Below are 11,140 nucleotides of genomic sequence, written 5' to 3'. Positions count from 1 at the left end.
ATGAGTACATATCAAACTAACGGCGATAAGATTTTACAAGCTGTGATTGCAGATGAGCAGCTTGTCAAATTCTATGGCTATAATCCCGATGATTTTATGTCAATATCAGATGCATTGGATTCTGATCTTGCAGTAATTCAAGCTATTGCCCAAATCATCAATCGAAACGAGGAAAAAGCTACCGAAAAGGAAATATACAATGAGGTTAGTAACTATCTAAGAGCAAATATATGATTATCAAGGATATAAGAATTAACAACTTTCGCAGTTATTATGGAAATAACAAGCTTTCGCTATCAAAAGGTCTGACTTTGATAATTGGAGACAATGGTGACGGCAAAACAACTTTGTTTGAAGCATTAGAATGGTTATTCGACACAACAGGTGAGAACCGAAAAGATTCTCATATTTCTGAAAAGCGTAAATCAGAATTGGAAATTGGAGAAAGCGATGAAGTTTCAGTAAACATAACCTTTGAACACGATGGAGAGAAGGAGATAGAAAAGTGTTTCACTTTTGAAAGAATATCTGAAGACAATATTCGCACAAAGGATTACAAGTTTGTCGGATATTTCATTGATGGTACAGAACGACATTCCTGTGCTGGCGATAGACTGCTAAATACTTGTTTCGAACCTGTCATCCGTAAATATTGTTTGTTCAAGGGCGAAAACGAACTCAATGTTTTTGACAATGACACTGCGTTGAAAACTCTGGTTGACACTTTTTCTGGCATTAAAGAGTTTGATAAATTAGTTGAATTAACTTCAAATTTCGAGCAAAAATCGGCCAATGCTGCAAATCGTGAGTTGCAAAACGATAAGAAAGTGTCGAAGCAAGCAAAAGAACTCAATACGCAATTGAATGATGTCACAAATGACATTCAAAGTATCAAGACAGAACTACGTCAAAAGGAACTATCCATCAATGAATTCTCCTCAAAATTGGAATTGCTGGAAAAGAACCAAGAAACATCGGAACGCTATCAAGCCATAAAAGAGCGTATCAAAGGACTGAAGGATAAGCGGGCAAAGTTGGTGGCGTATTCATCGTGCGAGTACAGCACCAATCTGCTGGATGAATATTGGATTCTACGTTCTTTCCCTGCAATCATAAAAGAGTTTTCTGCGAAAGTTTCTGCATTGAGCAAGGAAAAACGAATACTTGACAAGCAGGAAACGGAACGTCGAGCGAAAGAGGCAGGAGCACGTGAGGCAATATCAAAGATTCAGAAACTCGCCAATGATGCCGTCCCTTTGCCATGGAATTTGCCCGATGAGGCAACAATGAAAGAAATGATTGACGATGAAATTTGCAAAGTCTGTGGTCGTTCTGCCCCTAAAGGCTCAGATGCTTACGAGTTTATGTGCCATAAACTTAATGAATATCTTGACCATATAGCGTCGGAAGTCAATAAAAATTCAGACACGAAAGAAAATGTTGAAAAGCCATTGTTTCCCAACTCATTCATTAATGAGTTGCATTCTCGCCAAATCAAATTAAGTGGCGATACAGAGCAAGAAATTTCAAACATTGCGATAACCATTTCAGACCGGTTGGAATTTGTCACCAAAAGAAAAGCCGAGTTGGCAGAAGTGGATAAACAGTTGCAAGAGATGGAAACAGAACAAAATGATTTGCTGATGCAATCAGGGTTAAGCTCTGAACTGTTAGATAAGAGCATCTCTGATTTGAGAGGCTTCTTTGATGCTAAAAGCCGTGCCGAAAGCCGTTTTTCAGAGTTGGAAACCACTCTGAAAAACAAGGAGAGTGCGAGGGCTGAGATACAAGAAAAACTATCACAACTTGAACCAACAAGTTCAATGACGCAGGTATATCAGCGTGTGCATACTGCATTTGAGAAGATAACCAAAGCATTCGCTAACGCAAAAGAGCAAAATGTCAACAACTTCCTACAAATGCTTGAAACCGAATCGAATAAGTATTTGCAGACGTTGAACAAAAATGATTTCTATGGAATAATCCGCATCAGAAAAACCATTAACAATTCTGCACGTATCGAACTTTATAGTGACAATGGCACACGAATCGAAAATCCGAACGGTGCACTGAAGACAACTATGTATATGTCGGTTCTGTTTGCTATTTCTCAAATTACGACTTTGAAACGCGAACAAGACTATCCATTGATATTTGATGCTCCGACATCTTCGTTCGGCGGTTTCAAGGAAGATACATTCTACAATGTGATAGATACCATTGATAAGCAATGCGTTATCGTTACGAAAGATTTGCTTAATATCGATAAGACAACAGGTCGAAAGTCGTTAGATTTTGACACAATCAACAAACTTTCTTGTTCCGTTTATCAGATTGAAAAAGTAGAGCCGTTCAATGATAAGGATTTGTCAACCATTCAAACAGTTGTTAAACAAGTAAGATAACGAATTATGATAGCAGAAAAACTATATGATTTGTGGGCAAACCGCAATCCACTATGGGAAAAAAGATACGAAGACAGTATCATCAAAAACTTTTGTGACTATGGGCGTGGTGCAACTTCTTTACGTGAAGACAGAGGCAAAGTCTTTGGTGGTGGTTATGAAATATTCATTGTCGCATTTTTTATGGGGCTTTATTTCAACCAAAAACGACCGCTTACAGGGGACACGCAAAAACGCAAGACTTTCGGACAGCCCATTCAGTATTGGGGCAATTTGGACTCTGTCAAAGGGCGAAAAGCCTATCCGAAACTCCGTGAGTACATTTTTACTGCCCTTGTCACTCGCACCGACATTGATTTCATCGCTTTAGAAAAAGGCGAAATAACCTCACGCAAAGCAGTTGATCTGTTGATGCAGACAATGGAGGAATACGCCAATTGGGGATTTCATTTTATGGAAGACAAGCTAATTGATGATCCAAACTATTTCTTCCATGAAACTGCATTTTTGGAAGTTTTTTTGGCTTTTGATGCTACTTCAGAAGAGAGTATAGATAAAGAAGAACCAGAATCTTTGGATTAAATCAATGGAGGTGTGTCAATGTTTTTGCACCACAACGCATATTTGACACCATCTTGGTTGGTTTATTATAGTTTCTTCTTTTTTACATCTTGCATATCTTGCATTTTTATATGTTTTTTGTCGGGTCGGTCGTTTTCATTTCAGTGGCGTAAAAAGGTAGGGATTGGGACAAACAAGGTTTTATGGCGAGAATACTACCTGCAATGAAATGGAAGTGTGGAGATTGTCGTCTAAACGGCTTGCCGCCTTGATCTTTTTTGTCCGTAAAAGCCCGGAACTGCCTTTGCCGCTGAGAACGAACAACTGATTCTGACATAATACACGGGCATAAGTGGTGGATGTGCAGGGTAAGGAGTAAGGTGAAAAACGCAGCCTTCGGAGATTACATTTCATCATAAGAATAGAATACACAGAAAACAAAAAGCTGCCCAACAGACGACTTTACGAAAATTTCAAGAGAGAAAATTCTTTTTTCTCACGATATACCTTTATCTTTGCAACAGACAAAGTGGTTCTTTGAAATGGCAAATTAAGGTAGAGTATAGAAGCTCGCTGGTTTCCTTATCGTTACCTACTTTCATTGGTAAGCAATTTAACCTGTTGATTATTTGGTGTTTATAAAAATCTCTATGCCTTCTGGTGTGCTTAAAGACACTGCTGTCATTGATATGGAATTTCTTGGCAATCTCTCCGATAGTATAACAGTCTTTGGGTTCAAAGGACAATGCTTCCTTTTTTCTCTTTCTACTCCCTGCCTTTGTTTTGAAGTGTTCATCCATATACTGCCGACTAAGGTGTATCAGACGCTGGCCAAAATTGTATGACGGTATCAATCCTTGCCGTATCATACGATAAAGTACATCTTTACTAATGCCATAAATCATCATAGCTTCTTTTACGGTTAGATACCCTTTGCTGGATGGTATTCGTCTAATCAGTGCTTGGCGTATCGCCTCTTTCTCTTTTGCGACTTGTCTTTTCTTATACGCTCTCTTGGAACAAGCAGGGCAACAATACTTCGACACTAATGTGGGAGGAGTAAAGATTTTACCACACTCCTCGCAACTTCTTTGAATGGTGTAATTTCCTTTTGGCATATTCTTCTCATTTTAAATGGTTTATATCAATCTAAGTTGTACCTTATCGCCAAATAAGACGTGTCGCAAACATGTCGCAAATAAGAGATAAAAAAGCCCATAGAAAACACATAGCAACCATGAACCCCATAAACGCAAAAGCGTGCAACTCATTGAGCTGCACGCTTTTGCTTATTGTTTATTATCTGTATCCTTATCGGAATCATTTGACATGGTTATAAGTTAAGAAGCAGCACATCCTGCAACAGAAACTGAAGGCACGGAATTCATGGATTGGCAATGCCCCATGAATCTCCGTGCCTTCATACTTTATTCTCTGTCCGGCAAGACTACTTGCGGTAGCTTTCCAACTCTTCGGCCTTGAACTTACGGATGAAGTTGAAGTGTTTCTCTACTTCGGCTTCGGCATAGTTCACATAAACCAAGGCGGACTTGCCGAACAGCTCCGGCGCTGTTGTGGCGTCTTGGACAATCAGGTGCGACATGATGCATACGGCTGCCATCTCGTACAGACGGCGGGCGGTGAAGTCCAGCAACTCTTGGTTGGCGGTTTCTTTCACGGCATTGGTGCAGGCATCCAGCTTGTTTGCCATTTCCTGGATGCGATCCATCAGCGGTTGCATTTCCGCGCTGCAGGGGATGGTCTCATAGTCGCGCAGGGTGGCGATGTACGAACCGTTCGTCACATAGCGGATGGCAGCCACGGTCTGTAACTGCGTGGTACCCTCGTAGATGGAGGTGATACGCGCGTCGCGATAGATGCGCTGGCAGGCATATTCCAGCATAAAACCCGAACCGCCGTGAATCTGAATGCAGTCGTACGCGTTCTGGTTGGCATACTCGGAGTTCATGCCTTTGGCCAGCGGAGTAAAGGCGTCGGCCAGTTTGGCATATTTCTTCTGTTCCTGACGTTCTTCGGGAGTGAGCTTGCGTTCGCGGGCGATGTCGTCCAATGCCTTGTAGATATCCACGTAGCGCGAAGTCTGATACAGCAACGCGCGCCCGGCATCCAGTTTGGCCTTCATGATGGCCAGCATGTCATATACGGCGGGGAACTCGATGATGGCTTTGCCGAACTGTTTGCGGTCTTTGGCGTACGCCAGTCCTTCGTTATAGGCAGCCTGCGACAGACCTACCGACTGAGCGGCGATACCCAGACGGGCACCGTTCATCAGAGCCATGACGTATTTTATCAAGCCGAGCTTGCGCTCGCCGCAAAGTTCTGCCTTGGCATTCTTATAAACCAACTCGCAGGTGGGCGAGCCGTGGATGCCCAGCTTATTCTCGATGCGGCGCACGTCTACGCCGCCTTCTTTCTTGTCGTAGATGAACATGGACAGGCCGCGGCCGTCTTTCGTGCCTTCTTCCGAGCGAGCCAGTACCAGATGCAAGTCAGCATCTCCGTTCGTGATGAAGCGCTTCACGCCGTTCAGTCGCCAGCAGTTTTCGGCTTCGTCGTAGGTGGCTTTCAGCATGACGCTTTGCAGGTCTGAGCCGGCATCCGGCTCGGTCAAGTCCATCGACATGGTTTCTCCGGCACAGATGCGGGGGATGAAACGGCTGTGCTGGTCTTCGTTGCCGAACTCATAGAGCGTCTCTATACAGTCTTGCAGTGACCAGATGTTCCCGAATCCCGCATCGGCGGCGGCTACGATTTCGGCACACATGGTGTAAGGAGTAATCGGGAAGTTCAAGCCGCCGAAGCGTCGGGGCATGGTCATGCCGTTCAGTCCGGCCTTCACCATGGCGTCGAGGTTCTGCTTGGTGCCGTGGGCGTATTCCACACGGCCGTTGGCGCAGCGAGGGCCTTCTTCGTCCACGCCTTCAGCATTGGGCGCAATGATTTCTCCTGTGATTTCTCCTGTGATTTCAAGTACTTTGTCATACGAGTCCATCACGTCCGCATAGTCCTGCGGAGCATAGTCGTACTTGTTTTTGTCTTCGTATCCGCGTTCTTTCAGTTCGCAGATACGTTCCATCATCGGATTGTTCAAGTGATACTTGAGTTCCGGTATTTCGGTATAAAAGTTTGCCATACTATTAAAATTTTGTAATCCTTGTAGTTCTTTCCGTCACACAAAAGCCGCAAGCTATCGGTTCTTTCGTTGCCACGGCGGTAGTAATCCTCTTTCCATCCTCATAGTATTGCTTTGACAAGCCGTTCAGTTTCCCGTCCTTGTATTGGCAATTCGCCATGATTTTACCGGTAGGGTAATAGAAGAATGCTCCTCCGTTCCGTTTGTTGTCCGTATAGAAGACAAGCAGACTGTCTTGGTCGGAGTTTGAGAACTTATAAGAAGTGGCACCGTGTAGCACATTCTTTTCCGACTTCTTTCCGAATTGCCGGTAGTTGCTGTTGCGCAAGAGTTTTCCGTCGAGCGAATAGAAGCTCACGAGCTTTATGCCGTTTTCCTCCTGTTGGATGACAGCATACTCCGCAGCTTTGGAGCGCTTATTCACTTGCCGCATCTTCGAGTCAAGGTAGATGGCGCCTTGCTGGGCCTTTGCCGTACAGCAAAGCAGCGACATTGTAATTAACACGAGAATACGTATCATCATTCGTTGAGCGTGCGGATAGGGATGGGGTTACTTGCTGTTCTGTTTATAATACTTAATCATCTTCGGTATCACCTCTTCCACCGTGCCGTTGATGACGTAGTCGGCAATGGCGTTGATGGGAGCGTTCTCGTCGTTGTTCACGGAGATGATGATGCCGCTGTCCTGCATGCCGGCGATGTGCTGTATTTGTCCGCTGATGCCGCAGGCGATGTACAGCTTGGGGCGAACCGTTACGCCCGTCTGTCCGATTTGGCGGTCATGGTCGGCATAGCCTGCATCGACGGCGGCTCGACTGGCGCCTACTTCCGCATGCAGTTCCTTGGCCAGCTCGAACAGCAGGTCGAAGTTCTCGCGGCTGCCCATGCCGTAGCCGCCCGCAATCACGATGGGAGCGCCTTTCAGGTTGTGTTTGGCTTTCTCCACATGGCGGTCTATCACCTTCACCACATAGTCCGTTTCGTGCACGTACTTGGCTACATCGTGCTTGATGACTTCGCCTTTGTAGGCAGCGTCGAGGATTTCTTTCTTCATCACGCCCTCGCGCACGGTGGCCATCTGCGGACGGTGCTCGGGGTTGACAATCGTGGCGACGATGTTGCCGCCGAATGCCGGACGGATTTGGTACAACAGGTCTTTGTAAACCTTCCCTTCTTTCTTGTCCTCGTGGTCACCGATTTCCAATGAGGTGCAGTCGGCCGTCAGTCCGCTGGTCAAGGCCGAGGAAACGCGCGGGCCGAGGTCGCGGCCGATGACGGTGGCTCCCATCAGGCAGATTTGCGGTTTCTCTTCCTTGAAGAGGTTGATGAGTACGGAGGAGTGGGGGAGGGAAGTGTAAGGAAACAGCCCCGGCGCGTCGAAGACGTGGAGTTTATCCACGCCGTAGGGCAATACCTGCCGTTCGATGCCTGCCAGATGGCTTCCCGCCGCAATGGCTTCCAGTTGGCAGCCCAACCGGTTGGCTAACTTACGGCCTTTGGTCAGGAGTTCGAGGCTGACGTCGGCCACCGTGGTGCCCTCTATCTCTAAATATACAAATACATTATTCATGGTCTTTATCCTATCGTATGGTTGGCTAACAGTTCAACAATCAAATCTTCCACATCCTTGTCGCTGCCCGTCAGCGTCTTGCTTTCTTTGGCTTGGAAAGAGATGTTCTGGATGGTTTTCACTTTGGTGGGCGAGCCGCTCAAGCCGCATTGGGCAAGGTCGCCGTCGACGTCGGCCACGCTCCATTCCGTGATATTCAGATAAGGATATTGCTCATAAAGGTGGGCGTAAGCCGGTTCCGCGCCGTCTTTGGCGAGGGCGGCCTTCTCCTGTGCGCCGAGGGCACGTTTGTACTTCTGCACCAACTTGGCGTTGCGCGGTCGGCAGGGCGCTGCGCTGCCGTTCACGGTGATGACGATGGGCAGCGGAGCCTCTACGGTCTCCACACCGCCGTCGATGTGACGCTTCACGGTGATTCTTCCGGCGGCTTTGTCCACCTTCGAAATCTCTTCGGCGTAGGTCACCTGCGTCAGTCCCAACTTCTCCGCCACTTGGGGGCCTACTTGCGCCGTATCGCCGTCGATGGCTTGGCGTCCGCCGATGATGACGTCGCATTCGCCTATCTTCTTGATGGCGGTGGCCAGGGCGTACGAGGTGGCGAGGGTATCCGCTCCGGCAAAGGCGCGGTCGGTCAGCAGGTAGCCGTTGTCCGCCCCCCGGTAGAGCCCCTCGCGAATGATTTCGGCCGCACGTCCCGGCCCCATGGTCAGGATGGTGACGGTGGAGCCCGGGTGTTCATCTTTCAGTCTGAGGGCCTGTTCAAGGGCGTTCAGGTCTTCGGGGTTGAAGATGGCAGGCAATGCCGCGCGGTTGATGGTGCCGTCGGCTTTCATGGCATCCTTCCCGACGTTGCGTGTGTCGGGCACTTGTTTAGCCAGTACTACAATTTTCAAACTCATGCTATTAGTTATTAGTATTAGTGTTTCTCTGTCAGTTCCCGGGGAATAGGAGTAGTGAGAGGAGAATTCCTGCTACTGAAATTGTCCGGTTAACGCATTATTTTAGTGTGCAAAATTACTCAAAGAGTTGATTCTGACAAGAAAATATCGTAAAAAATGCACAATGCCGTAACTTATGAGCAAAAACAAAAAAAGCGAGTCATTGATTTAGACTCGCTGATATGTGAACGGGAGTGACGTGAACCGAACTCTTACTTCACACCAAGTTTCTTGGCAATTTCTTTGGGAAGCGCTTGCTTGTTGACGATGATGTTCATGGTCTTGTAGCGTGCAAAGGCTTTGGAAGCATACCATATACCCTCGTATTTTCCGGCCTTTCCCCACGAATTCTTTACCATGTAGTATTCATTGCCTTCCTGATCTTTGGCGGTACCGTATATCAGCATGCCGTGGTCATCGGTGGTTTCCCAATTATCGTAGGCCTCCTGGCGTTCTTCCTGCGTGCACCATTTCTGAGGCTGGGGCTTGCTGTTCAGCTTCTTCTCTGCGGGTTTCATCTTCAGCCAGTGAGCCATGTCCGAACCACTGAGTTCCTGTACTTTGTCTGCATCGGGCATCACAGCGACGCCATCGCGGGTAAATCCGTCTTCGCTGACATCGGCTCCCCACGCGATGGGATAACCATTGGCAATGGCATTGTCGAATACCTGCATCAACTCGTCGATGGGCAGGTTGTACGAGCGTGCCCAGCGCCAATTGTCCTGAATTTCAAGAACAAACGATTCATAGAACGGATGATGGGTGTAGGAAGTCAGTGAGATGTAGTCGTCAGGATTCAGACCGGTAGATTGGTAGAAAGACTGCGGGGTGTATGTTTTCCCTTGATAAGTGAATGTCTCAGGACACTCGCCCAAATAGATGTTGTGGATGGCGGAGATAGCCTTTTTCCACAAAGGTTGGCGGCCGGCATCGGTCTGCAACTTACGCAGTTTTCCTTTGGCAATGGCAGCTACCACGGCGTCTGAAACTGCCGAAAGTTCTGTGTGGTTGCTCAGCGTATCGCCGTACATTACGCCCGGACGCATGGTCTCTTCGGGCACCAGTCCGAATGTCTTCATGCCATATATCACGTCATAGAAAGAACCGCCTTGTGAGAAGGAAACATCTCCATGAGTACGCACGGCAGCATCTGCACGATCCAGATAAGTCTTGTGCACGATATACATTTCGGAGAAGTCGTATTCTCCTTTTCCCATACGCAGCAGTTCCGATTCAAGGAAAGCTATACCGGAATAGCTCCAGCACGTACCGGCACGGTTCTGATTCTTGATAGAAGTGATGGGCAACTCTTTGACGGTTGTAAACACGAAGCCTTCTTCCGGCTTGTCTGTTTCCGGGGCATCCTGAGCTGTCATGTTCAGGCTCAGCAATCCCAAAGCGGCAATCAGTATAGGTTTTTTCATTTTGATTAATTAATATATGAATAATTAGTTTGATGGCACAAATATAATTAGAATATTATGAACAAAGTTTATCTTTGAGGCGCAAAATGACATTTAAATAACAATTAATCTGTTTTTTATAATATGAATCGGCACGCTATATCTCTCACCTCGCAAAGCGGACTTGTATTAGAAGGCGGAGGCATGCGCGGTGTCTTCACTTGTGGTGTCCTCGACAGTTTTATGGACCGTGGCATTCGCTTTCCCTATGCCATCGGTGTCAGTGCAGGAGCCTGCAACGGGCTTTCTTATATGTCCGGTCAGCGCGGACGTGCCAAATACAGCAACATCGATTTGCTGGAGAAGTACAAGTACATAGGGTTGAGGCATCTGTTGAAGAAACGCAATATCATGGATTTCGATCTGCTGTTTCAGGAGTTTCCCGAGCATATACTGCCTTATGATTATGAGGCCTATTTCCGTTGTCCGGAGCGTTTTGTCATGGTGACCACCAATTGCACGACGGGCGAGGCCAACTATTTCGAGGAAAAGCAGTGTAAAGAACGTCTCATAGATATTGTAAGGGCTTCGAGCAGCCTGCCTTTTGTCTGCCCCATAACCTATGTGGACAACATCCCGATGCTCGATGGTGGTATTGTCGACAGCATTCCGGTGATGCGTGCCCGGCATGATGGCTTCACCAACAATGTGGTGGTGCTGACGCGCAATCGTGGTTATCGTAAAGAGGTTAAAGGGACGAAAGTTCCTCCATTTATATATAAGAGGTATCCGCAGCTTCGCGAAGCCATCAACCGCCGCAGTGTGGTCTACAACGAGCAACTGGACTTGGTGGAGCAGATGGAGGAAGCCGGAGAAATCACTGTGATACGTCCGCGTAATCCGATAGAAGTAAACCGCATAGAACGCAATATCAGAAAGTTGACAGACCTTTATGAAGAAGGATACCGGTGCGCGGAGGAGTTTGAGTTTGAATCGCACTATTAGGAATCTTTGTTTCCGCCTTGCGAACACTTGTTCGCACGGTGCGTTTGTCTGTTCGCGCACTGCGTTTTTATATTCGCGCGGTGCGAACAAAGGAATATACGTGT

General features: G+C 47.0%; 10 protein-coding genes. 4 read left to right on the top strand and 6 right to left on the bottom strand.

All coding sequences use genetic code 11. The annotated features are described in order from the left end of the window. From C4H11_RS05175 to C4H11_RS05165, 3 genes are read left to right on the top strand one after another with little or no spacing between them, the layout of a single operon-like run. Entirely contained in the window at positions 1 to 234 is a 234-nt protein-coding gene (locus C4H11_RS05175) for a hypothetical protein (RefSeq protein WP_021663289.1), read from the top strand. Next, the gene (locus C4H11_RS05170; protein ID WP_021663288.1) at positions 231 to 2,405 is read left to right on the top strand and encodes an AAA family ATPase; all 2,175 of its coding nucleotides are present in this window, start codon (positions 231 to 233) and stop codon (positions 2,403 to 2,405) included. The genes C4H11_RS05175 and C4H11_RS05170 overlap by 4 nt, the downstream gene beginning before the upstream one ends. A gap of 6 nt (positions 2,406 to 2,411) precedes the next feature. Beyond that, positions 2,412 to 2,987 (top strand): hypothetical protein, encoded by a 576-nt coding sequence (locus C4H11_RS05165; RefSeq protein ID WP_021663287.1) that lies wholly within the window; start codon positions 2,412 to 2,414, stop codon positions 2,985 to 2,987. Positions 2,988 to 3,475: 488 nt separating this feature from the next. Here C4H11_RS05165 and C4H11_RS05150 read toward each other — a convergent pair whose 3' ends face one another. The 6 genes from C4H11_RS05150 to C4H11_RS05125 form a co-directional block, all read right to left on the bottom strand. After that, positions 3,476 to 4,084, bottom strand: a complete 609-nt coding sequence (locus C4H11_RS05150; RefSeq protein WP_106040741.1) for a helix-turn-helix domain-containing protein — start codon at positions 4,082 to 4,084, stop codon at positions 3,476 to 3,478. Between the two features lie 329 nt (positions 4,085 to 4,413). Continuing rightward, on the bottom strand, positions 4,414 to 6,120 hold the full coding sequence (locus tag C4H11_RS05145; RefSeq protein ID WP_106040740.1) for an acyl-CoA dehydrogenase family protein: 1,707 nt from the start codon (positions 6,118 to 6,120) through the stop codon (positions 4,414 to 4,416). Between the two features lie 4 nt (positions 6,121 to 6,124). Beyond that, positions 6,125 to 6,643 carry a toxin-antitoxin system YwqK family antitoxin gene (locus C4H11_RS05140; RefSeq protein ID WP_129588284.1) on the bottom strand — a complete coding sequence of 173 codons (519 nt, stop codon included), beginning with the start codon at positions 6,641 to 6,643 and terminating at the stop codon, positions 6,125 to 6,127. Between the two features lie 27 nt (positions 6,644 to 6,670). Continuing rightward, positions 6,671 to 7,690 carry an electron transfer flavoprotein subunit alpha/FixB family protein gene (locus C4H11_RS05135; RefSeq protein WP_106040738.1) on the bottom strand — a complete coding sequence of 340 codons (1,020 nt, stop codon included), beginning with the start codon at positions 7,688 to 7,690 and terminating at the stop codon, positions 6,671 to 6,673. 5 nt (positions 7,691 to 7,695) lie between these two features. Continuing rightward, positions 7,696 to 8,589: an electron transfer flavoprotein subunit beta/FixA family protein gene (locus C4H11_RS05130; protein ID WP_106040737.1), complete on the bottom strand. Its 894-nt coding sequence runs from the start codon at positions 8,587 to 8,589 to the stop codon at positions 7,696 to 7,698. A 251-nt stretch (positions 8,590 to 8,840) separates the two neighbouring features. Beyond that, positions 8,841 to 10,052, bottom strand: coding sequence for a C1 family peptidase (locus tag C4H11_RS05125; RefSeq protein ID WP_106040736.1), 1,212 nt, complete (start codon positions 10,050 to 10,052; stop codon positions 8,841 to 8,843). A gap of 123 nt (positions 10,053 to 10,175) precedes the next feature. On the opposite strand from C4H11_RS05125, the gene C4H11_RS05120 reads away from it, so the two are divergent. Further along, positions 10,176 to 11,036 carry a patatin-like phospholipase family protein gene (locus C4H11_RS05120; RefSeq protein ID WP_106040735.1) on the top strand — a complete coding sequence of 287 codons (861 nt, stop codon included), beginning with the start codon at positions 10,176 to 10,178 and terminating at the stop codon, positions 11,034 to 11,036. Positions 11,037 to 11,140: the final 104 nt, after the last annotated feature.

This window comes from Bacteroides zoogleoformans (assembly GCF_002998435.1).
In the GTDB taxonomy this organism is placed as follows: Bacteria; Bacteroidota; Bacteroidia; order Bacteroidales; family Bacteroidaceae; genus Bacteroides; species Bacteroides zoogleoformans.
Note: the sequence above shows the minus strand (reverse complement) of the source record. Positions and strands in the feature narration are given on the sequence as shown.

Excerpts from the sequence above, each read along its gene's own strand:
- C4H11_RS05135 (WP_106040738.1), bottom strand. The coding sequence starts at position 7,690 with ATGAATAATGTATTTGTATATTTAGAGATAGAGGGCACCACGGTGGCC.
- C4H11_RS05125 (WP_106040736.1), bottom strand. The coding sequence starts at position 10,052 with ATGAAAAAACCTATACTGATTGCCGCTTTGGGATTGCTGAGCCTGAAC.
- C4H11_RS05150 (WP_106040741.1), bottom strand. The coding sequence starts at position 4,084 with ATGCCAAAAGGAAATTACACCATTCAAAGAAGTTGCGAGGAGTGTGGT.
- C4H11_RS05130 (WP_106040737.1), bottom strand. The coding sequence starts at position 8,589 with ATGAGTTTGAAAATTGTAGTACTGGCTAAACAAGTGCCCGACACACGC.
- C4H11_RS05170 (WP_021663288.1), top strand. The coding sequence starts at position 231 with ATGATTATCAAGGATATAAGAATTAACAACTTTCGCAGTTATTATGGA.
- C4H11_RS05120 (WP_106040735.1), top strand. The coding sequence starts at position 10,176 with ATGAATCGGCACGCTATATCTCTCACCTCGCAAAGCGGACTTGTATTA.
- C4H11_RS05175 (WP_021663289.1), top strand. The coding sequence starts at position 1 with ATGAGTACATATCAAACTAACGGCGATAAGATTTTACAAGCTGTGATT.
- C4H11_RS05140 (WP_129588284.1), bottom strand. The coding sequence starts at position 6,643 with ATGATGATACGTATTCTCGTGTTAATTACAATGTCGCTGCTTTGCTGT.
- C4H11_RS05165 (WP_021663287.1), top strand. The coding sequence starts at position 2,412 with ATGATAGCAGAAAAACTATATGATTTGTGGGCAAACCGCAATCCACTA.
- C4H11_RS05145 (WP_106040740.1), bottom strand. The coding sequence starts at position 6,120 with ATGGCAAACTTTTATACCGAAATACCGGAACTCAAGTATCACTTGAAC.